Annotated in this window: 21 protein-coding genes; 12 read left to right on the forward strand and 9 right to left on the reverse strand. The window is 64.8% G+C overall.

The features are described 5' to 3' along the window. Positions 1-164 precede the first annotated feature (164 nt). Positions 165-551: a DNA-directed RNA polymerase subunit omega gene (gene rpoZ, locus METLW3_RS0102065; protein ID WP_024878350.1), complete on the reverse strand. Its 387-nt coding sequence runs from the start codon at positions 549-551 to the stop codon at positions 165-167. Between the two features lie 410 nt (positions 552-961). On the opposite strand from rpoZ, the gene METLW3_RS0102070 reads away from it, so the two are divergent. Beyond that, entirely contained in the window at positions 962-1,576 is a 615-nt protein-coding gene (locus METLW3_RS0102070) for an NYN domain-containing protein (RefSeq protein WP_024878351.1), read from the forward strand. Between the two features lie 61 nt (positions 1,577-1,637). Then, positions 1,638-2,246, forward strand: coding sequence for a uracil-DNA glycosylase (locus METLW3_RS0102075; protein WP_024878352.1), 609 nt, complete (start codon positions 1,638-1,640; stop codon positions 2,244-2,246). Between the two features lie 15 nt (positions 2,247-2,261). On the opposite strand, the gene smpB is transcribed toward METLW3_RS0102075, so the two are convergent. Beyond that, on the reverse strand, positions 2,262-2,738 hold the full coding sequence (gene smpB / locus METLW3_RS0102080) for an SsrA-binding protein SmpB (protein ID WP_024878353.1): 477 nt from the start codon (positions 2,736-2,738) through the stop codon (positions 2,262-2,264). A gap of 25 nt (positions 2,739-2,763) precedes the next feature. After that, a complete protein-coding gene (gene dapA / locus METLW3_RS0102085; RefSeq protein ID WP_024878354.1) occupies positions 2,764-3,657 on the reverse strand; it encodes a 4-hydroxy-tetrahydrodipicolinate synthase in 894 nt (297 codons plus the stop codon). Between the two features lie 313 nt (positions 3,658-3,970). Between dapA and METLW3_RS0102090 the strand changes: the two genes are divergently transcribed. Further along, positions 3,971-6,220: a lytic transglycosylase domain-containing protein gene (locus METLW3_RS0102090; RefSeq protein ID WP_024878355.1), complete on the forward strand. Its 2,250-nt coding sequence runs from the start codon at positions 3,971-3,973 to the stop codon at positions 6,218-6,220. A gap of 58 nt (positions 6,221-6,278) precedes the next feature. Here the strand turns inward: METLW3_RS0102090 and METLW3_RS0102095 are convergent, their stop codons facing one another. After that, a complete protein-coding gene (locus METLW3_RS0102095) occupies positions 6,279-7,895 on the reverse strand; it encodes a hypothetical protein (protein ID WP_157096471.1) in 1,617 nt (538 codons plus the stop codon). A 172-nt stretch (positions 7,896-8,067) separates the two neighbouring features. Here METLW3_RS0102095 and METLW3_RS0102100 point away from each other — a divergent pair, with 172 nt between their 5' ends. The 9 genes from METLW3_RS0102100 (at position 8,068) to METLW3_RS0102145 (ending at position 18,728) form a co-directional block, all read left to right on the forward strand. Beyond that, on the forward strand, positions 8,068-8,370 hold the full coding sequence (locus METLW3_RS0102100) for a hypothetical protein (protein WP_036309171.1): 303 nt from the start codon (positions 8,068-8,070) through the stop codon (positions 8,368-8,370). A gap of 225 nt (positions 8,371-8,595) precedes the next feature. Further along, positions 8,596-11,694 carry an isoleucine--tRNA ligase gene (ileS, locus tag METLW3_RS0102105; RefSeq protein WP_024878358.1) on the forward strand — a complete coding sequence of 1,033 codons (3,099 nt, stop codon included), beginning with the start codon at positions 8,596-8,598 and terminating at the stop codon, positions 11,692-11,694. 145 nt (positions 11,695-11,839) lie between these two features. After that, the gene (blaOXA, locus tag METLW3_RS0102110) at positions 11,840-12,646 is read left to right on the forward strand and encodes a class D beta-lactamase (protein ID WP_024878359.1); all 807 of its coding nucleotides are present in this window, start codon (positions 11,840-11,842) and stop codon (positions 12,644-12,646) included. After that, positions 12,643-14,082 carry a polysaccharide biosynthesis C-terminal domain-containing protein gene (locus tag METLW3_RS0102115; RefSeq protein WP_024878360.1) on the forward strand — a complete coding sequence of 480 codons (1,440 nt, stop codon included), beginning with the start codon at positions 12,643-12,645 and terminating at the stop codon, positions 14,080-14,082. Before blaOXA ends, METLW3_RS0102115 begins: the two co-directional genes overlap by 4 nt. A gap of 54 nt (positions 14,083-14,136) precedes the next feature. Next, on the forward strand, positions 14,137-14,850 hold the full coding sequence (locus tag METLW3_RS28025; protein WP_245267208.1) for a rhomboid family intramembrane serine protease: 714 nt from the start codon (positions 14,137-14,139) through the stop codon (positions 14,848-14,850). A gap of 11 nt (positions 14,851-14,861) precedes the next feature. Next, on the forward strand, positions 14,862-15,635 hold the full coding sequence (locus tag METLW3_RS28030) for a hypothetical protein (protein WP_024878362.1): 774 nt from the start codon (positions 14,862-14,864) through the stop codon (positions 15,633-15,635). Positions 15,636-15,905: 270 nt separating this feature from the next. Further along, positions 15,906-16,652 (forward strand): electron transfer flavoprotein subunit beta/FixA family protein, encoded by a 747-nt coding sequence (locus METLW3_RS0102135; protein ID WP_024878363.1) that lies wholly within the window; start codon positions 15,906-15,908, stop codon positions 16,650-16,652. Beyond that, positions 16,653-17,597: an FAD-binding protein gene (locus METLW3_RS0102140; protein WP_024878364.1), complete on the forward strand. Its 945-nt coding sequence runs from the start codon at positions 16,653-16,655 to the stop codon at positions 17,595-17,597. A gap of 249 nt (positions 17,598-17,846) precedes the next feature. Then, entirely contained in the window at positions 17,847-18,728 is an 882-nt protein-coding gene (locus tag METLW3_RS0102145) for a 3-hydroxybutyryl-CoA dehydrogenase (RefSeq protein ID WP_024878365.1), read from the forward strand. 45 nt (positions 18,729-18,773) lie between these two features. On the opposite strand, the gene METLW3_RS0102150 is transcribed toward METLW3_RS0102145, so the two are convergent. The 5 genes from METLW3_RS0102150 to rpoH form a co-directional block, all read right to left on the reverse strand. Continuing rightward, positions 18,774-19,055: a type II toxin-antitoxin system YafQ family toxin gene (locus METLW3_RS0102150; protein ID WP_024878366.1), complete on the reverse strand. Its 282-nt coding sequence runs from the start codon at positions 19,053-19,055 to the stop codon at positions 18,774-18,776. After that, positions 19,042-19,302 (reverse strand): type II toxin-antitoxin system RelB/DinJ family antitoxin, encoded by a 261-nt coding sequence (locus METLW3_RS0102155; protein WP_024878367.1) that lies wholly within the window; start codon positions 19,300-19,302, stop codon positions 19,042-19,044. Before METLW3_RS0102155 ends, METLW3_RS0102150 begins: the two co-directional genes overlap by 14 nt. Positions 19,303-19,376: 74 nt before the next feature. Beyond that, positions 19,377-20,006 carry a protein-methionine-sulfoxide reductase heme-binding subunit MsrQ gene (msrQ, locus tag METLW3_RS24995; protein ID WP_084484761.1) on the reverse strand — a complete coding sequence of 210 codons (630 nt, stop codon included), beginning with the start codon at positions 20,004-20,006 and terminating at the stop codon, positions 19,377-19,379. 1 nt (position 20,007) lies between these two features. After that, positions 20,008-20,943, reverse strand: coding sequence for a protein-methionine-sulfoxide reductase catalytic subunit MsrP (gene msrP / locus METLW3_RS0102165; protein ID WP_024878369.1), 936 nt, complete (start codon positions 20,941-20,943; stop codon positions 20,008-20,010). A gap of 104 nt (positions 20,944-21,047) precedes the next feature. After that, entirely contained in the window at positions 21,048-21,938 is an 891-nt protein-coding gene (gene rpoH / locus METLW3_RS0102170; protein WP_024878370.1) for an RNA polymerase sigma factor RpoH, read from the reverse strand. Positions 21,939-21,940 lie beyond the last annotated feature (2 nt).

A 21,940-nucleotide genomic window follows, 5' to 3' on the forward strand; every position in this document is an offset into this window, starting at 1 on the left:
CCGAAACCGGCCGACGGCCGCATTCACGTTCAATTGTAGAACAGCTCGCCGCCGGCCCCTAGTGTTTTCGGCGAGCGAGCATGGGAGATTAGGCGAAGGTAGCGAGGCAGCCGGACGGCAAAGCCGTCCGGGGTGGCGTTTTCGTTCGCCCGTCGGTAGGCGAATTACTCGCCTTCGTCCTCGACCTCGGCCGGAGGCACCAGACCCTCGAGGCCGCGGAGAAGATCCTCCTCCGTCATGCGGTCGAACTGCGCGTCGCCGCCGCCGTCGGAATCCGGCGAGGCGGCCAGGGACGGCACAGTCTCGGTCTCGGGCTCGTCGACCTCGACATGGCGCTGCAGCGAATGGATGAAGTCTTCCTTCAGATCGTCCGGCGAAAGCGCGGTCTCGGCGATCTCGCGCAGCGCGACGACGGGATTCTTATCCTTGTCGCGCTCGACCAGAATGGACTGGCCGGAGGAGATCAGCCGCGCGCGATGGGCTGCGAGCAGGACCAGATCGAAGCGGTTCTCGATTTTGTCGATGCAGTCTTCGACGGTGACGCGCGCCATGACTTGCGGACTCCTCTAGCGTTCGATCGGTCGGGCTGCTACACTAATTTTTTGCCGTTGGCAATGCGCGACGGCGCGGGATGGCAGGGTCGCCGCGGCCGGGAGAGCATGAACCGCTTGTCGAACCATCTATTGCTGTAGTATTTCCAGACAGATTTTTCGCGTACCCCCTTGACGATCGCCGATACATGGTCGATTTACGACTTTAACGAAGGGCGTGACTTTCATGTGACGAAAAAGCTGTTCGTGGATGGCGCGCCTGTCTACGACCGCGATCGACGACGGCTTCGAGATTTTCGTCACTGTCGATTCGCGTCACAGTTAGAGATGCGTGCTGCCAGTAGGGTCGACAGCGCGTGCGGCAAGCGGCGGCCCCTCCATACTGGACCCGACAAGCGAGACCAACTACGATGGCAGACCCGGAACGAATTGCCTTATTCATTGACGGCGCCAACCTCTATGCGACGGCCAAATCGCTCGGATTCGATATCGATTACAAACGGCTGTTGCGCGAGTTCCAGGGCAAGGGCCGCCTCATTCGCGCTTTCTATTATACGGCGCTGATCGAGGATCAGGAATATTCGTCGATTCGTCCGCTGATCGATTGGCTCGACTATAATGGCTACGCCGTCGTGACCAAGCCGACCAAGGAATTCGTCGACTCGCTCGGCCGCCGCAAGGTCAAGGGCAATATGGACATCGAGCTCGCTGTCGACGCGATGGAGATGGCCGAGCATATCGACCATATGGTTCTCTTCTCGGGCGACGGCGACTTCCGCTCGCTGGTCGAGGCCGTGCAGCGCAAGGGCGTTCGCGTCTCGGTGATCTCGACGATCACCACCCAGCCGCCGATGATCGCCGACGAGCTTCGCCGTCAGGCCGACGAATTCGTCGATCTCATCCATCTCGTCGGCAAGATCGGCCGCGATCCGGGCGAGCGCGCCGAGCGCATGCAGCGCTTCCAGGAGCGCCGGCCGCAGCCGGTGACGCCGGGCGGCGCCCCTGAGGACGATCACGAGGCCTGATCCTTCGAAATCAGCTTCCTGCGCGGACGAGCCGGGCCATGATTGCCCGCTCTGTCCGCGCTTGGTCACGTACCGGCATGAGCTGAGGGAGCGCCATCCCGACTGGCATAATGCGCCGGTCGCCGATTTCGGCCCGCGCGACGCGCGCTTGCTGATCGTCGGCCTCGCCCCGGGGCGGATGGGCGCCAATCGCACCGGCCGCCCTTTCACCGGCGATGACGCCGGCCGTCTCCTCTACGCCACTCTCGCGGAAACCGGTTTTTCCCGCGGCGTCTATGACGCCCGCGCCGATGATGGCGTCGCGCTCGTCGATTGCCGGATCACCAATGTCCTGCGCTGCGTTCCGCCCGGCAATAAGCCGCTGCCCGCCGAGCTTTCGGCCTGTCGCCCTTTTCTCGACGTCACCTTGCGCCGGCTGAAGCGGGTGAGACTAATTGTCGCGCTCGGTCGCATCGCCCATGACGGCGTGCTGCGCGCCTTTTCATTGAAGCCCGGCGGCTTCCCCTTCGCCCATGGTCATGAGCATGAGATCGCGACGAATACTCGGAATACGCGTATTATTCTTATCGACAGCTATCATTGCTCCCGTCTCAACACCAATACGGGCGCGCTGACGCCGCAGATGTTCAGTGCGATCTTCGCACGGGCTCGGGAAATTTTAGAAAAATAACACTGAATATTTCCCTCAGCCGCGGTCGCGCAGCAGCCGGCTCTTCTCGCGGCCCCAGTCGCGCTTCTTTTCCACCTCGCGCTTGTCGTGCAGCTTCTTGCCGCGCCCCAGCGCGATCTGCAGCTTGGCGCGGCCGCGCTCGTTGAAATAGAGCTTCATCGGCACGATGGTCATGCCCTCGCGCTCGACGCCCTGCGCCAGCTTGGCGATCTCGCGCTGCTTCAGCAGCAGCTTGCGCAGCCTTTTGGGCTCGTGATTGAAGCGATTGCCGGAGAGATATTCGGGAATGGTGGCGTTGACGAGCCAAGCCTCGCCCTTGCGGTCGACATGGGCGTAGCTCTCGGCGATGGTCGCCTTGCCGGTGCGCAGCGACTTCACCTCCGTGCCGGTCAGCGACAGGCCGGCCTCGAAGGTCTCGCCGATCTCATAATCATAGCGCGCGCGCCGATTGTCGGCGACGACCTTGAAATTGGGGTTTTCCTTCTCGGCCACTTGCGCGCGTCCTGCTTCTGCCCGCTCAGGCGTCCAGCACGCCGGCGAGAACCATCGCGTCGCGAATGGCCTTTTTCGTCGGCTCGGCGGAGGCGACCAGCGGCAGCCGGACTTCCTCCCCCACGCGGCCGAGCAGAGAGAGGCCATATTTGGCCCCGGTCACGCCGGCTTCGAGGAAGATCGCCTGCTGAAGCGCGATCAGGCGATCCTGCAGCGCCAGAGCGGTTTTGAAATCCCCGGCGAGGGCGGCGTTCTGCAGATCGGCGCAGAGCCGCGGCGCGACATTGGAGACGACCGAGATCACGCCAATGGCGCCGACGGCGACGCTGGCCAGAGCGAGAATGTCGTCGCCGGAGAATTGCACGAATTCCGGCCCGCAGGCGGCGCGCTGCTGGAGGATGCGGCCGACATTGCCGGTCGCGTCCTTCACGCCGACAATGGACTCTAGCTGGGCGAGGCGCGCCAGCGTGGCGACGCTCATATCGACGACCGAGCGCGGCGGGATGTTGTAGACGATGATCGGAATGGAGACCGCCTCCGCCACAGCGGCGAAATGCTGGTAGAGGCCTTCCTGATTCGGCTTGTTGTAGTAAGGCGTGACCACGAGCACGCCATCCGCCCCCGCCTGCTGGGCATGGAGCGCGAGCTCCACCGCCTCGCGCGTGTTGTTGGAGCCGGCGCCCGCGATCACCGGAACGCGGCCGGCCGCCTGCTGGATCACGGTCTCGACGACGGCGCGATGCTCCTCATGGCTCAAGGTCGGGCTCTCGCCCGTCGTGCCTACGGGAACGAGGCCATGCGTCCCACTCTCGATCTGCCAGTCGACGAGCGCGCGCAGAGCGGCGTGATCGACCACGCCATCGGCGAAAGGCGTGACCAGAGCGGTGTAGGATCCTCGGAACACTGGCTTGTCGTTCATCTGCCGTCGCTTTCGCTGCGCCACGCGGGCGCCGTAATCGCCGCGCTTACTGACTGGGATTGGTACGGAGAAATTTCGGTCCGTCCTCGCGGCGGCCGTTCCGCCCTGGGAAGACGGCAACTGTCATAGCCTCTGGGCGTTTGGGTGAAAAGGGTCCGCGGCGTCCCTCCGCGCGGAATCGGCGAACAGCTCGAGCAGCGGGTCGACGCGGAGCGAAAAATTCGAAAATGCCGCTGCTTAGCGATTTGGTTGACAGTTCCGCAACGAAATGGCCGCAGGCTGGATTACGTTAAGAGTTCGGAGCGTTAGGCCGATGACGAATCGCCACAGTGGGGCCGCGCGCCTCGTTCTCATCGTCGCCGCCCTGGGCGTGGCGGCGGCCCTTTATCCGTCCACGCAGCGCCGCACGCCGGACCGCGACAGCGACGATCCGCCGCTCGCCGGCGCCGCCTCCTCCCCGCAAGAGCCCTGGGCGCCGCGCGATTCGGCGCGCGAGGCGCTGCATGATTTTCTCGGTCCCGCCGCTCCGCCCGATCCGCGCGCCGCCGGCATGCTGCGCCGACCGCCGGCGGGAGAGGCCGCGTCCAAGCTGCTCTCTTACGCGCCGCCGGACGGTGGGCTCGATCTCGAGGCGCGCGTCGCGCAGCCGCCAGAGGCCGCCGTTCTTCTCGGAACCGATTACGACGCTTTCGGGCGCGCGCTCGCCGCCTACAAAGCCAATGATTTTTCCGGCGGCGATCAGGCGCTGGCCGGCGTCGAAGGCCCGCTCGCCCGCGCCGCCGCGCAATGGGCCGGCTTGCGGCTGCATCCGCGCGAGGCCGGCTTCGCGCGCCTGTCGAAATTTCTGGCCGAGCATCCCGAATGGCCGGCCTCGGCCTGGCTGCGCCAGCGCGTCGAGGAGGCGCTCTATGGCGACAAGCACCCAGATCGGCTGATCGTCGAATATTTCGCCGAGCGTCCGCCCAAGACGCCGGCCGGAAGGTTGGCGCTCGCCCGCGTCATGGCCCGCCGCGGCGAGCCGCTGGAGGTCGCGGCGCTCATCAAGCCCATGTGGCGCGAGGATGATTTCAACGAGCAGCTGGAGGCGGCGGCGAAAAAAGAGTTCGGCGATTATCTCGATGTCGCCGACCATAAATACCGCGCCGATCGGCTGCTCTACGCGGAGAAGACCGGGCCGGCTCTGCGCATCGCCGCCCATGCCGGCAAGGATGCGCTCGATCTCGCCCGCGCCCGCGCGCTGGCGATCAATGAGAGCGCTTCGGAAAAGACCTTCTCCGCTCTGCCGGCCGAGGCGCAGAAGGACCCCGGAATCCTCTTCGCGCGCATTCACATGCTGCGCCATCAAAAGAAGCTCGTCGAGGCGGCGGCGCTGCTGCGCTCCGCCCCGCGCGATCCGCGCCTCATCGTCGATGGCGACGCCTGGTGGGTAGAGCGGCGGCTCATCTCGCGCAAGCTGATGGATCTCGGGCAATTCGCGCAGGCCTATGAGCTCTGCGCGCAGCATTCGGCGCGCTCTCTCTCCTATCGCGTCGAGGCGGAATTCCATGCGGGCTGGATCGCGCTGCGATTCCTGAGCGATCCCGTCAAGGCGCAGCGGCATTTCGAGGAGATCGCCCGCATCGCCGAGACGCCGATTCAAAAGTCACGCGGCGCCTATTGGCTCGCCCGCGCCCGTGAGGCCGCGGGCGCCGCCGAGGCGGCGCGCGCGTCTTATGAGACCGCCGCGCGGCAATCGACGACCTTCTACGGCCAGCTCGCCCGCGCTCGGCTCGGCGCTTTCGACTCGCCTGTGCGACCGACGCCCGAGCCCGCCCATGGCGACGCCCGCGACGAAGCGGTGCGCGCGGTGGAGCTGTTCTTCGCCGCCGGCGAGAAGGAGATGGCGGCGCAGCTCGCCGCCGACGCCGCCAAGACGCTGGTCGGCGAGGCGCAACTGTCGGCGCTGACCGATGTGGCGCAACGCCGCCGCGAGGCCAAAATTTCCCTGACGCTCGGCAAGCTCGCCTCCTATCGCGGCATTGCGATAGACGACGCAGCTTTTCCGTCTTTCGGCATCCCCACTTTCGCGGCGCTGCCGGGCTCGGCCTCACGGGCGATCGTCTACGCCATCGCCCGGCAGGAGAGCGCCTTCGATCCCAAGGCCGTCTCCAGCGCCGGCGCCATGGGGCTGATGCAGATGATCGCCTCCACCGCGCGCCACACCGCGCAGCAGACGGGGGTCGGCTTCGATCTGAAGCGCATGATCGACGAGCCCGCCTTCAACGCACGGCTCGGCGCGGCGCATCTCGGCATGCTGCTCGACGAGCACAAGGGCTCCTACATTCTCGCCTTCGCCGCCTATAACGCCGGCGGCAAAAGGGTGAAGGAGTGGATCGACGCCTATGGCGATCCGCGCAAGAACGAGGTCGATCCGATCGATTGGGTGGAGCGCATTCCGATCAGCGAGACGCGCAATTATGTTCAGCGCGTGATCGAGAATCTGACCGTTTATCGCGCGCGCTTCGGCGATCGCGAGACCCGCGCGCCGCTCGGGGATTTGTCGCGCATGCAAGCGGCGAATTGATCGTCGCGCCTTCGCGATTTTCCACCGCGAAGGCGCGACGAGAATGGACGCCTCGGGTCTATGTGACGACGTCGCAGAATTCGGCTTCCCATCTCTGGTAGAGCTTGTGGTCCGTCAAAATTTTGGGAAGCGAGCTTTTATATTTGCCCACGGTGTAGGGAACGCCGACGAGCTTCGCGGTTTCGAACAATTCGTGGCAGGAGTGCATGCCTCCGCCGACGAGATAGCCGATGATGGCGAGCAGATAGGTCTTGAGGTCTTCATAATTGTCGATGTCGCCGAAGAACGTCGCCGCCAGCAATAGGGTGGATGTCGAGCCGGAGAGGCCCGCGCTGCAGAACAGATTCTGCGCGTTCATATTCGCGTAGAAGGGCGAGAACTGATCGAAAGTTCCTTCGAATTTTTCGATGCCCCGCTTTCGCGGCTCGTTCTCGACAGGCAGAGTCCGACCGTCGAACCAGTCCCGTTTGATGCGCTCCCAGCATGCGCCGATCTCGCTATCGGTCGCCATATGCTGCGCGCTCAGCAGGCCGGGATAAGTATTTTCTTTGATATCCTTGTTCTCCTTGCTCGTTCTTCCGCGATAGCGTTTGGCCGATGCGCTCTCGCCGAATATTTCGTCCGGGCGAAGCAGCCTTTTGAGCCCCTGAAAGCGTCTCCAACTGAATGATGTCGCGGTCCAGTGCTCCTGGGTCGCGGTGAATTCTTTTCTCCTGTTCGCGTCCGCATTGTCCGGGCATCTCGTATAGGGAAGCCAGGATTTCACATTGCTGTTATCGGAATTCGCGCTGTCGCTCGGCCCGAGCATTTGAAATATGCGAAGGAAATTGTCGTGAACATTGAGAATCTTCGGAATCGAGTTGCCATGGAGCGCGGAGAGCATCTGCTGCACGGCCATCGCCAGCTCGGGAGGAAACCCCGCGCCCAGGCGGCCGAAGCTCGTCTCGCCATGCGTATATTGCGCGGTCGCGCGAACCGCGGACCATGAGTCTGGCGGGACGGCGTTATTCGCCACTTGCAGGGCGCTGACGCCCTGCGGCGCGGTGTGGTGATGGCCGATCTTCAGCGGCTTCGGTTGCAGATACTGAATTTGATTCTGAGCGTTTACGACAGGCTTGCGCGGCGCGACGAGCGCGCGCGTCGGCTGCTGAAAGACTGCTTGAGCCTTGTTGGCGCCGGCGGTCAATTGCTCGCGACGGTTCAGCCAATAGATCGTCATCTGCTTGGAGACGCGATAGAGCGCCGGCTGCACGAGCTGCGGATTGTGCAGCACGATCGCGGCCAGCGCCGTTTCCGCGAGCCGTCGGCGCGCTCGATTCAACGCGGGCGTATATGGGACCGCGCTCACATGCTGCGGATTGTGGCCGGCCACTGCGGCGCCGTCCCAATAGATGACTTTTCCACGGCACGACGCCGCGGCGCCGTTATAGACGCCCCACGGCTGGTAAGGCTGGGCGGGCAGGCCGCGCGCCTTGATCAGAATCCAAGGCTTCTGCCCGGCGTATTTGTCGATCGTCTCGACATATTCGCTTTCGAGATAGTGGGGCGAGCCGTCATGGGGAGGAATGTTCAGGCCCGTGAAATCCTGGTGCAACGGATTGGGACGAATCAACAGCTGAAAGTCTAGCCAATTATATTCATAGGTCGGGGTGACCCGGTCTCGGACGCCCGGCATGGTCATTCTCCGCGTTTTTCAAAAAGCTTCGAGAGCGACGCTAGAGCAGGCGCAGTTCGGCGGCTGTGGCGAAAGCCACAAGCCTCTCCCTGGCGGATTCGCGGCTGTGCTTCCTTGGCGTAGGCCGACCGAGCCCCTATATCGAGGACGCCCTAGACTGGAGATGCGTCCCGTGTCGCAGAAGCGCGAGATCGACAAGCCCGCCGAGATCGAGATCCTCCCGCCCGAGAGCGAGATCCGTCCCCGCTTCCGCTCGCGCACGCGCATATGGATCGGCGGGGCCGAGGGCGTGAAGGTCATCAAGGTCGGACCCGTGGGCGCCGCTCTGCTGACGCTCGTCAGCGCGGTGATCCTCGCCATGGGGCTCATCTTCTTCGCCAGCGCTTTTGTGGTGCTGCTGCCCATCGCGCTGGTGGTCGGGGTGATCGCCTATCTCACCGGCGCCGGCGGCAATCCCTTCCGCCGCATCCCCTGAGACCAGATTCCGGCTTTGCGGAGCGGGCCGGCGCTGGTAGATAGGGCCATGGTCCTGCGCCGCAGCATACGAATTATTGGCCCGGCCCGCGCTCGAGCGTGATCAAGCTCGCGCGGCGACCGGGTTCTCGCGCCGTTCGTGGCGCCCTTCCGCTTGTTTTCCCTTCCCTTTCGCGCGCCGCCCCGGCTCGGGGCGCAGCCCGCGAGCGCAGCGGTTTCCGATAAGATGAACGAGAAGACCAAAGACAAGGCCCAAGACGACAAGTCCCAGCAGGACAAGGGCCCCGATTTCTCCAAGAGCCTCTATCTGCCGCAGACGGATTTTCCGATGCGCGCCGGCCTGCCGCAGCGCGAGCCGGAAATCCTCGCGCGCTGGGAGAAGATCGGCCTCTACGCCAAGCTGCGCGAGACCGCGAAAGGCCGGCCGAAATTCGTGCTGCATGACGGCCCGCCCTACGCCAATGGCAATATCCACATCGGCCATGCGCTGAACAAGATCCTCAAGGATCTCGTCACCCGCAGCCGGCAGATGAGCGGCAAGGACAGCAATTACGTCCCCGGCTGGGACTGCCATGGCTTGCCGATCGAATGGAAGATCGAGGAGGAGAACTACCGCTCCAAGGGCAAGAAGAAGCCCGACTTCGCCGATCCGACCGCCATTGTCGCCTTCCGCCAGGAGTGCCGCGCCTATGCCGGGCATTGGCTCTCGGTGCAGCGCGAGGAGTTCAAGCGGCTGGGCGTGACGGGCGACTGGGCCAATCCCTACGCCACGATGAATTTCCCCGCCGAGGCGCATATCGCCCGCGAGCTGATGAAATTCGCCGAGAATGGATTGCTCTATCGCGGCTCCAAGCCGGTGATGTGGAGCGTGGTCGAGAAGACCGCGCTCGCGGAAGCGGAGGTGGAGTATGAGGATCATGTCAGCGACACGGTGCATGTCGCTTTTCCGGTGAAGGAAGGCCCGGGCGCCGTCGTCATCTGGACGACGACTCCTTGGACGCTGCCGGGCAATCGCGCGATCTCTTATTCGCACAAGATCGCCTATGGCCTCTATCGCGTGACCGCGGCGCCCGAGAATAATTGGGCGAAAGTGGGCGCGACTTATGTGCTCGCCGACAAGCTTGCCGAAGATGTGTTCAAAGCTGCGAAGGTGGAATGCTTCGAGCGTTTGCGCGACGTGCCCGCGCAAGAGCTTTCAAGCTTTGTCGCGTCGCATCCACTCGCGCATTTGGGATATGATTTCAAAGTGCCGCTGCTCGACGGCGATCACGTCACCGACGATACGGGAACGGGCTTCGTCCACACCGCGCCCGGCCATGGCCGCGAGGACTTCGACATTTGGATGGCGAGCGGGCGCATGCTCGCCGAGCGCGGCATCGATGCGCGCATTCCCTATACGGTCGACGCCGACGGCTTCTACACCGATGAAGCGCCCGGTTTTCCCGGCAAGCGCGTGCTGACCGAAAAGGGCGACAAGGGCGACGCCAATGAGGCGGTGATCCAGGCGCTGGTCGCGGCGGGAAATCTCGTCGCGCGCGGGCGGCTGAAGCATCAATATCCGCATTCGTGGCGCTCGAAGAAGCCGGTCATCTTCCGCAACACGCCGCAATGGTTCATCGCGCTCGACAAGAAATTCGCGCAGTCGAACCCTCACCCTGAGGAGGCGCGAAGCGCCGTCTCGAAGGACGAGGGTTCGCCCCGCGGCGCATCCTTCGAGACGCCGGCTGCGCCGGCTCCTCAGGATGAGGGGGTTGGCGACAATGCGCCCACGCTCCGCGATATCGCGCTCGACGAAATCTCCCGCACGCAATGGGTTCCCGCTGCGGGCGAGAATCGCATCCGCGGCATGATCGCCAATCGGCCGGATTGGGTGGTCTCGCGTCAGCGCGCCTGGGGCGTGCCGATCGCGGTCTTCGTGAAGAAGGGCGGCCACGACATTCTCGTCGATCCGCGCGTGAACGCCCGTATCGTGGACGCCTTCGAGAAGGAGGGCGCCGACGCCTGGTATGAGGAGGGCGCGGCGAAGCGCTTCCTTTCGCCCGAATACGACCCTGCCGACTACGAGAAGATCGACGATGTTCTCGACGTGTGGTTCGACTCGGGCTCGACGCATTCCTTCACGCTGGAAGACCCGGTGCATTTCCCCGGCCTCGCGGGAATCAAGCGCAAGCGCGATGGCGGCGCCGATGAGGTGCTCTATCTCGAGGGCTCGGATCAGCATCGCGGCTGGTTCCATTCCTCGCTGCTGGAATCCTGCGGCACGCGCGGCCGCGCGCCCTATGACATTGTGCTGACGCATGGCTTCACGCTCGACGAGCACGGCCATAAAATGTCGAAGTCGAAAGGCAATGTCGTCGCGCCGCAAAAGGTCATCGCCGACGCCGGCGCCGATATTCTGCGCCTGTGGGTGGCGAGCGTCGATTACAGCGACGATCAGCGCATCGGGCCGGAAATCCTCAAAAGCGTCACCGATAATTACCGCAAGCTGCGCAACACCATCCGCTGGATGCTCGGCACGCTCGCGCATTATCGCGCCGAGGAGCGCGTCGCCTATGCCGATCTGCCGGAGCTGGAACGCCTCGTGCTGCATCGTCTGTCGGAGCTCGGCGAGGAGGTCGCTGCGGCCTATGCGGAGTTCGATTACAAGAAGGTCGTCGCTCTGCTGACGCCCTTCCTGACCAGCGATCTCTCGGCCTTCTATTTCGACATTCGCAAGGACGCGCTCTATTGCGATCCGCCGTCGAGCGTGAAGCGCAAGGCGGCGCTGACCGTGGTGGAGGAAGTGTTCCGCGCGGTGACTTTGTGGCTCGCGCCCATCCTCGCCTTCACGGCGGAGGAATCGTGGCTGTCGCGCTACGCCGACGCGGTCTCCGTGCATCTCGAGACCTTCCCCGATTTGCCGGCCGCTTGGCGCGACGAAGCGCTCGCCGCGAAATGGGAGAAGCTGCGCGCCATCCGCTCCGTCGTCACTGGCGCGTTGGAGATAGAGCGCGCGCAAAAGCGCATCGGCTCGTCGCTGGAGGCGGCGCCGCTCGTCCATGTGACGGACGCCGATCTGCGCGCGGCGCTCACGGGCGTGGACTTCGCCGAAATCTGCATCGTGTCGGATATAGCGCTTCGATCGGAGGAGGGGCCGGCCGAGGCTTTCCGCCTGCCCGAGGTCGCGGGCGTGGCTGTGGTTCCGCGGCGGGCGGAGGGCGTCAAATGCGCGCGCTCCTGGAAATATTTCGACCCCGCGACGGCGCAGGCCGATTATCCTGGCGTCACGCCCCGCGACGCGCAGGCGCTGCGGGAGCTGACAGCGGCAGGGAAATGGCCGGCGTAAGGGTTTCTTCGTCCCTGGCCGCTAGCCTCTATCTACGTGCGCGCCCCTTCTCCCGCTCGTGGGAGAAGGGGCGCGCAAATCGACTCGGCCAGGGAGAGACGAAGTGAGGGTTCCTGTCGCTTTCCTCGCCGAGAGGATCGCTGATTTGTCAGTTGGCCTCTTCCTGCTCGCTTGTCTCGCGGCGCCCGCTTCCGCCGCCCCGATCTGCCGCCTCATCGTCGAGGCGGAGACCGGCGCTACGCTCGTGCGGGAAGGCGCCGGATGCGAGCGGCGCAACAGCCCGGCCTCGACTTTCAAGATACCGCTCGCGCTCATCGGTTATGAGGCCGGCCTTCTCATCGATGCGCATTCACCTGCGTTGCCTTACAAAGAAAAATACGCAGCTTGGCGCGAGAGCTGGAAAACGACGATCGACCCGACGAGCTGGCTGAGCGAATCCGTCGTCTGGTATTCCCAGGAACTCGCCGAGCGGCTCGGAGCCGCAGGTTTCAGTGAGGCCATCGAGAGACTCGGGTATGGCAATCGCGACGTCTCCGGCGATCCTGGTCGCAACAACGGCCTCACTCATGCCTGGCTCAGTTCGTCTCTGGCGATCTCGCCTGATGAGCAGGTCGCTTTTCTACGCAGGCTGCTCGACTATCGCCTTCCGTTTTCGAGACGCGCGATCGACCAGACGGTCGCGATCATTCCGAGCTTTCGGCTCGCCGACGGCGGGCTCGCGCGCGGCAAGACTGGAACCGGAACACCCACGGGTCCGCACGGCCCGAGCGCCGATCGCCAATTCGGCTGGTTCGTCGGCTGGGCGGAGAAAGGAGGCCGCAAAATCCTCTTTGCCGAGCTCATCGATGAGGTGGCGAAGAGCGAAGAGCCGGCTGGTTTTCGCGCGCGGTCCGATATGCTCGACTTTTTGCCGCGATTCTTGGAGACGCGATCCCTCGGAGCGACGAAGTGAAGGTTCTCGCCGCCTTCCTCGCCAACACAGTCGCAAACTTCCTCATCGGCCTGCTGGTCGCCAAATTCCTCGGGCCGGAGGAATATGGCCGCTTCGCGCTCGCCTTCGCGATCGGCGTCGTCATTCAGACCGGCGCTTTCGATTGGATGCGCCTTTCGGCGACGCGCTTTTATTCGACGCGCGTGCGCGAGGCGGAGCCGGCCATTCGTTCGACGCTCGATTTCGCCTATCTCGCGACCACGGCGGCGCTCATCCTCTGCGGCGGCCTCTTCCTCTTCATCGCGCCGCCCTTCGCGCTCGGCGACATTCTCATCGCTCTGGCGCTGGCGACGGCGGCGATCAATGGGCTGTTCGACTATTCCACGGCGCTGCTGCGCGCGCGCTTCGAGGACAAGAGCTATAGCCGCGTCGTTCTCGCCAAGAATATTCTCGCGCTCGCCCTCACTGGCGGCGGCGCCTTCGTCTTTCATTCGGCGGGAATGGCGATCGCCGGCAGCCTCGCCAGCCTCTTCGGCGCCGTGCTCACCGCGCGCGCCTCGCTGAAGGACCCCGGCGCCTCGCCGCGCGGCGCGCGCATGGCGACGGCGCGCACGCTCGTCGCCTATAGCGCGCCCATCGTCGCGGCGAACATGCTCTATCAATCCGTGCCGCTGGCGGCGCGGGCGCTCGTCACCGCCTATTACGGCTTCGCCGAGACGGGGCAATTCTCGCTCGCCTATGATCTCGGCATTCGCGCCATTTTCGCTATGGGCTCGGCGCTGGATGTGCTGCTGTTCCAGATCGCCGTCGCCGCCCATGAGCGTCACGGGGCCGAGAAGGGCAAGGAGCAGATCGCCCGCAATATGACGATCGTCGCGGCCTTTCTGCTGCCCGCCTGCGCCGGAATCTGGCTCACAATGCCCTCGATCGAGGCGCTGATCGTGCCGCCGCAATTTCGCGGGCCGTTCGGCCATTATCTCGATCTTCTGCTGCCCGGCCTCTTCGCCATGGGGCTGATTCAATTCGCTATCAATCCCGTGTTTCAGATCGAGAAGAAGACGGCGCCGCTCATCGGCGCGGCCTCGGTCGCCGTGGTCGCGGGCCTCTGCTTCGCCCTGGCGCTGCCGCGCGGCGCGGACGCCTCCAGCCTCGCCCTTGCCCAATGCCTCGCCTATGTGGCGGCGCTCGTCGCGCTGGTGCTGTTCGCAGCGCGCACCTCGCCGCAATGGCCGCGCGGACGCGACATGTTCGGCGCGCTGGCGGCGACCGGGGCGATGGTTCTGGCGCTGCATCCGCTCGCGGGCCTCGAGCCCGGCATTCTCACCTTGCTCCTGCAGGTCGGGGTCGGCGGCTTCGTCTATTGCGGCGCAGTGCTGGCCCTCGACATTGCCGGGCTGCGCGGCCTCGCGTTCTCCCGCGCTGGCCCCATATTGGCCAGAGCTCGGGCCGCGCTATAAATTGGGTCGAGGCCGAGCGGCATCCGGGATCAGTGGCGGCGCAGCCGAGGGAGAATGGTCGAGATGGTGCTGCCGCTACATGACGACGCGCCGCTCCATTATGTGCGGCGGCCTTATGTCAATTGGACGCTGATGGCGCTCAACATCTTCGTCTTCGTCGCCGTGTTCAGCGAATCATTCGGCGATCCGCTCACTGTGGTGCGCGGCTTCGGCCTCATACCGGCGGTGCTGTTCGGCCGCGCCGAGCTCGCCCCCTGGATCGTCACCCCCGGACCCGAGTGGACGCTGCTGACCAGCCTCTTCTTCCATTCCGGGCTCGGCCATCTCGCTGGAAACATGATCTTTCTCTATGTCTTCGGCGATAATGTCGAGGACGCCATGGGCTCGGCCGGCTATCTCATCTTCTATATTCTGTGCGGCGTCTCCGCCGCCATGCTGTTCGCTGTGGGCGCGCCGCTCACCATCACGCCGCTCGTCGGCGCCTCGGGGGCGATCTCGGGCGTCTGCGCGGCCTTCATCCTGCTCTATCCGCGCTCGACGATTTTCGGCCTCGTCGCCGGCATCATCCCCATCCATGCGCCCGCCTCGCTCTTCGTCGGCACATGGATTCTTTTTCAGCTCTTCAACGCCTTCACCGACGATCAGGGCCATGTCGGCTGGTGGGCGCATATCGGCGGCATATTGGCCGGGCTCATTCTGACGCCGCTGTTCAAGCGGCGCGGCGTGCAATGGTTCGGCCCGTGGCCTTTCCACGGCCCCTGGGGCTGAGACGATCGGAGATGATGACCCGGCCGACCGTCCTGCTGCTGACCGCGACCGTCGATCCGGGCGCTTACGCCCCCGAGATCGCGCGGCGCGATCTCGAGGTGAGAAAAAGCGATTATCGGAACGCATTGCAGTTTTTCATGCGGCTGCCGGACGCGCGCATCTCAGGCGTGGTGTTCTGCGAGAATTCCGGCGCCGATCTCTCTTTTTTGGACGCGGAGGCGCTTCGCCGCGAGACCGGGCGGCCGCTCGAGATCATCGGCTTCGACGGCAATCACCGGCCGGAGGGCCTCCATTATGGCTATTCGGAGCTCGGAATCGTCGATCACGCCTGCCGAAGCAGCCGTTTGCTCGCGCAGAGCGAGCGCTTTTTCAAAGTCACCGGCAGGCTGACCTTCGAGCGGCTCTCCGCGCTGATGGACCATCTGCCGGAGGATCGCCGCTTCGCCGCCGATTTCCGCCGCGCCTATTCCAAGGAAGGCGGGGCGCCTTTGCGGGCGCGCACGGAGCTGATGCTCTTTGCGAAGGATTTCTACCTCGAGCATTTCTTCGAGCGGCGCGACGAGATGATCGCGCCGCCACTCGTGCTGGAAGAATTCGTCGCGCGCGTGATCGCGCCGCTGCGCGGCCGGCGGGGAGATGACGGCCTGACGCTGCGCTGGCCGATCGAATGCCCGGCCTCCGGCCACGCCGCGCGGGACGATTCCGACTATGATTCCGCGCCCATTCGCGCCAAGCGCCGCCTCCGCGCCCTGGCGCGCGTCGTCGCCCCCTGGCTGTGGATCTGAGCCGCAATTTTAGCAATGGCCGTGTCTGCGACCGAGCTTCGCGCCGGCTGAGCGCTCGCGGCGCCGGAGGTTTCGGCGCGCGCGGGTTTGACAGGGCGGCGAGCCGAGGCTACCAGAACGTCTTCCGAGCTTTCCGCGCGCGCCTCGCGCCGCGCGGCGCTAATTCGTTCTCGACGCGGCGCTCGAAAAAGCCGATCGGGGCCTTTCGGCCACAGAGCGCGATTTTTCGAAACAATCGAGACGAAGGTCAATCTCGCCGGGAGTTGCGCGATGAAGGTTCTCGTGCCCGTCAAACGGGTGGTCGACTACAATGTGAAGATCAGGGTCAAGCCGGACGGTTCGGGCGTCGACGTCGCCAATGTGAAATTTTCGATGAATCCTTTCGACGAGATCGCCGTCGAGGAGGCTATTCGCCTGAGAGAGGCCGGCAAGGCGACGGAAGTCGTGCTCGTCACCATCGGCCCGGCCAAGGCGGACGAGACTTTGCGCTCCGGCATGGCCATCGGCGCCGACCGCGGCATTCACGTCAAGACCGACGAGCTGGTCGAGCCGCTGGCTGTCGCCAAGATTCTCGCGAAGATCGTCGCCGAGGAGGCTCCCGGCCTCGTCATTCTCGGCAAGCAGGCGATCGACGACGACAGCAATCAGACCGGCCAGATGCTCGCCGCTCTGCTCGGCTGGGGCCAGGGCACTTTCGCCTCCAAGGTGGAGATCGCCGACGGTTCCGTGGATGTAACGCGCGAGGTCGACGGCGGCCTGCAGACGGTGACGCTGAAGCTGCCAGCCGTGGTGACGACGGATCTGCGCCTCAACGAGCCGCGCTACGCCAGCCTGCCCAATATCATCAAGGCGAAGAAGAAAGAGGTCGCGGCCAAGACCCCGGCCGATTACGGCGTCGACATCACGCCGCGCCTCGAGGTGCTGAAGACGGCCGAGCCGCCGGCCCGCAAGGCCGGCATCAAGGTCGGCTCCGTCCCCGAATTGCTGGAAAAGCTCAAGACTGCGGGAGTTCTGTAAATGACGGCGCTCATCGTCGCGGAAGTCACAGAGTCCGCGCTCGCCCCCTCCACCGCCAAGGCGCTGACCGCGGCGCTGCAGATCGGCGGCGGCGTCCATATTCTCGTCGCGGGCGAGAATGTCGGCCCGGCGGCCGAGGCCGCGGCCAAGCTCTCGGGAGTCGAGAAGGTGCTCGTCGCCGACAGTGTGGCCTATGGCCATCATCTGGCCGAGCCGCTGGCGGCGCTGATCGTCGGCCTCGCCGGCGCCTATGACGCCATTCTCGCGCCTTCGACCTCCAGCTCGAAGAATGTGCTGCCGCGCGTCGCCGCCCTGCTCGACGTGGCGCAGGTGTCGGACGTCATCAAGGTCGTCTCCGCCGACACCTTCGAGCGGCCGATCTACGCCGGCAACGCCATTCAGACCGTGCGGTCGAGGGACGCCAAAAAGGTCATCACCGTGCGCACCGCCTCCTTCACGGCGACGGGCGAGGGCGGCTCGGCGGCGATCGAGGCGATCGGCGCGGGCTCCGATCCGGCCGTGTCGAGCTTCAAGAGCGAGGCGCTGGCCAAATCCGAGCGGCCTGAGCTGACGGCGGCCAAAATCATCGTCTCGGGCGGCCGCGGCCTCGCGAGCTCGGAGAATTTCAAGGAATATATCGAGCCTGTGGCGACCCGCCTCGGCGCGGCCATCGGCGCCTCGCGCGCGGCGGTCGACGCCGGCTACGCGCCCAATGATCTGCAGGTCGGCCAGACCGGCAAGGTGGTGGCGCCCGACCTCTATGTCGCCATCGGCATTTCCGGCGCGATCCAGCATCTCGCCGGCATGAAGGACTCCAAGGTCATTGTGGCGATCAACAAGGACGAGGAGGCGCCGATCTTCCAGGTGGCCGATTACGGCCTGGTGGCGGATCTCTTCCCGACCTTGAAGGAGCTCGACGCCGAGCTGGCCAAGGCCGGCCGCTGAGGGGTTTGGGGCTCCATTCCCGCTCGCGCGCGCAGCGAGCGGCGGAAGCCGGCGGGGGCGACGTCGCAAATATCTGGCGCCGCTCTCGATTCCCGGTCGGGCCGGCGGCCCGCCGGGATTGACGCCCTCCCAGGCCAGGGTGATGAAGCGGCCTGTTTCGCTGCGGTGCAAACGCCGGTTTTCACAAAGGCCGAACGCGCGCTATACTGAATTGGAAGCGTCCCGCTTCTCGCTGGTGGTGTTCGAAAGATGGGCTCTGAAATTCGCAAGATCGGCATTGTCGGCGCCGGGCAGATGGGCAAGGGCATTGCTCAGGTCTGCGCGGTCGCGGGTTTCGATGTGGCGCTCAACGACCTATCGGAGAGCCGCATCGCCGCCGGACTGGACGACATAGCGACGTATCTCGCCAAGGCGGTGGAGCGCGGCCAGATCGACGAGGAGGCCCGCAAGGCCGCCGTCGCCCGCATCCATCCGGCCAAGGATTACGCCGCTTTCTCGGACAGCGACCTCGTGATCGAGGCCGCGACCGAGAATGAGGAGGTCAAGCGCGGCATCCTCACCGAGCTCGGCCCCAAGCTGCGGCCGGGCGCCTTCATCGCCACCAACACCTCCTCCATCTCGATCACCCGCCTCGCCGCGGTGACGGGGCGGCCGGAGCAGTTCATCGGCATTCATTTCATGAATCCGGTGCCGAAGATGCAGCTCGTCGAGGTGATTCGCGGCATCGCCACCGAGGATAAGACCTTCGAGGCGGCCAAGCAGTTCATCGGCGAGCTCGGCAAGACGGTGACTGTTTCGGAGGATTTTCCGGCTTTCATCGTCAATCGCATCCTGCTGCCGATGATCAATGAGGCGATCTACACGCTCTATGAGGGCGTCGGCTCGGTGGAGGCGATCGACACGGCGATGAAGCTCGGCGCCAATCATCCGATGGGGCCGCTCCAGCTCGCCGATTTCATTGGCCTCGACGTCTGCCTATCGGTGATGCAGGTGCTGCACGAGGGGCTGGCCGATTCGAAATACCGCCCCTGCCCGCTGCTGGTGAAATATGTCGAGGCCGGCTGGCTCGGCCGCAAGACGCAGCGCGGCTTCTACGATTACCGCAGCGGCACGCCCGTTCCGACGCGCTGAGGCGACGCCTGGAGCAGGGCCGCACGGCCGGAAAGCTCCGGGCTTTCAGAATCCAAGCTCGCTGTGTGAGCCGAGGCGCACCAATTCCAGCCTTTCAGCGTCAGGCTTGCGGTATATGAGCAATAGGTCGGGGCGAAGGTGGCAATCTCTGTGATCCTTCCATTCCCCGATCAATTCATGGTCGCAATATCGCGCTGGCAACAGCTGATCTGCAGCCAGAAGGTTGACGGCGTCCAAAAGCAGTTGATCGATTTTCTTGCCCAATACCCCTGACCGTTCGCGCCGATAATCGTGCCGGAAGCGCGAGGTATATTTAATCGCCCTCATTCAGGCTTCCGAGCAGGTTTTCGACGGCGCCGACATCGACGAGCTCGCCACGGCGAGCGGCCTTCATAGCCTCGATAGTTTCGGCGTTCGGCACGAGCAGCTCGAACGGCAACGCCTTGTCCGTCGCGATCCGAACCATCATGAGCCGGAAAGCGTCGGACACAGTCAAGCCGATGGTCGCCAGAACGGCGGCGGCTTCCTCTTTCACATGCTCGTCGATGCGCGCACGGACGACGGTGTTGGTCATGGCTCGTCTCCTTGGGCCACAATGTAGCACACGGGCGGCGGCCCTTCGACGGGAAACGCTGCTCAGGAGCCCGGTTAGGCCTGCGGCCTGCCGGGAATGACGCTCTCCGCCGCGCGTCTCGCGTGGCGCAGCACGGATGGAAACGCCCGCACGGCCAGCAACGCGGCGGTCGCCGCGGCGTAGAGCAGGGGCTCCGCTGGCCAGGATTTCACGATCAGCAGAAAATGCGCCGCCGCCAATATGGCCGCGACATAGACGAGCTTGTGCAGCCGCGCCCAGGCCGTGGCCCCGAGCCGGCGGATCGCGGCGTTGTTGGAGGTGGCGGCCAGAGGGACGAGGATGACGAAAGCCGCCATGCCGATCGTCGCATAAGGCCGCTTCAAAATATCGCGGCCGATGGCGGGCCAGTCAAAGCCATGGTCGAGCGCGACATAGGCGGAAAGATGCAGCGCCGCATAATAAAAGGCGAGCAGCCCCAGCGCGCGGCGATAGCGCAAGAGATCGACGCCCCAGGCGCGGCGCAGCGGCGAGATCAGCAGGCACAGCAGCAGAAAGCGCAGCGACCAGAGCCCGAGCTCCTGCTCGAGCGTCTTGATCGGCTCCGGCCCCAGTTGGTCCTGAAGGCCGAGATAAAAGGTCCATGCCGCCGGGACCAGGCCCGCGACATAGACGGCGAGCTTCGGGACGCGGAGCGCGGCGCGCATTTTAAAAATACCGCTCGAGGTCCATGCCGCCATAGAGCGAGGCGACCTGATCGCCATAGCCATTATACATCAGCGTCGGCCGCCGCTTGGCGAAGAGGCCGCCCTCGCCGATTCGCCGCTCTGTCGCCTGGCTCCAGCGCGGATGGTCGACGTTTGGATTGACGTTGGAATAGAAGCCGTATTCGCGCGGATTTTGAATGTTCCAGGACGTCTTGGGCTGCGTCTCCACCAGCGATATGCGCACGATGGATTTGATGCCCTTGAAGCCATATTTCCACGGAACCACGAGCCGCAGCGGCGCGCCATTCTGATTGGGCAGCGTCTCGCCATAGAGGCCGACGGCGAGAATTGTGAGCGGATGCAGCGCCTCGTCGAGCCGCAGCCCCTCGACATAGGGCCAGGGCAGAAGCTGCAGCAGGCCCTTCTGGCCGGGCATTTCCTCCGGCCGCACCAGAGTCTCGAAGGCGACATATTTGGCGGAGCCCAAAGGCTCGGCGCGCTTCAAAATCTCCGAGAGCTGCACGCCGATCCAGGGAATGACCATGGACCAGCCCTCGACGCAGCGCATGCGATAGACGCGCTCCTCCAGCGCATGCGGCTCGATGAGGTCCTCGAGAAGAAAGTCGGCGGGCTTGGCGACGAGCCCGTCGATCCGCACCTTCCAAGGCTTGGTGGTGAGCGTATGGGCGTTGTCGGCCGGATCGCTCTTGCGGCCGCCGAATTCGTAGAAATTATTATAGGCGAGCACATCCGTCCGCGGCGTCTTGGGCTCGCTCGTCGAGAAAGGGCTACGCGTGGCGGCGAGCGGCGTCGCCTGCGCCGCGCCCGCGAAAGCGAGGCTCGCGCCGAACCCGGCGAGAAACTCGCGCCGCCGCAGATAGAGGGAGCGCGGCGTGATCTCGGATGGGGCGATATCGGGCGAATGACGAATCAGCATTTGCGCCTCGGGCAAAAAGAAAGAGCGGCTGGCCCTGATGGGTCCGCCGCTCCTATTTCGTCAGCCGGCGCGAGAGCGTTACGTGGCTCTCGGCCTCCTCCGCGTCAGAGCGAGGCCGCGGGCATCGCCTCGAGCCGCGCAATTCCGGCGCGCACCGCGGACTGCACCTTCTCGAAGGCGCGGACCTCGATCTGCCGCACGCGCTCGCGAGAGACGCCGAACTCCTCGGACAAATCCTCGAGCGTCACCGGATCGTCGGAGAGACGACGCGCCTCGAAGATGCGGCGCTCACGCGGGTTGAGCACGGTCAGCGCGCCGCGCAGCGCGTCGAGCCGATTATTGCTCTCCTCCTGATGCATGAGCACATGCTCCTGATCGGTGGAGGCGTCATCGACCAGCCAGTCCTGCCACTCGCCTTCGCCTTCCTCGCGCAGCGGCGCGTTCAGCGAGGCGTCGCCGGCCATGCGGCGGTTCATCTCGATGACGTCCTGCTTGGAGACGCCGAGGCGGGTGGCGATCGTCGCGACATGCTCGGGCGTGAGATCGCCGTCCTCGAAGGCCGAGATTTTGCTCTTGGCCTTGCGGAGATTGAAGAACAGCTTCTTCTGGCTCGCGGTGGTGCCCATTTTCACGAGCGACCAGGAGCGCAGGATATATTCCTGGATCGAGGCGCGGATCCACCACATGGCGTAGGTGGCCAGGCGAAAGCCGCGGTCCGGCTCGAAGCGCTTTACCGCCTGCATCAGGCCGACATTGCCCTCGGACACGATCTCGCCGATCGGCAGTCCATAGCCGCGATAGCCCATGGCGATCTTGGCGACGAGCCGAAGGTGGGAGGTGACGAGCTTTTGCGCGGCCTGTGGGTCCTCGTGCTCGCGCCAGCGCTTTGCGAGCATATATTCTTCCTGCGGCTCCAGCATGGGGAACCGGCGGATTTCGGCGAGATAGCGCGCGAGGCCGCTTTCGCCGGAGACGATGGGCAGGGCGTTCGCCATTG

The sequence above is a fragment of the Methylosinus sp. LW3 genome, from assembly GCF_000527115.1.
Classification (GTDB): Bacteria; Pseudomonadota; Alphaproteobacteria; order Rhizobiales; family Beijerinckiaceae; genus Methylosinus.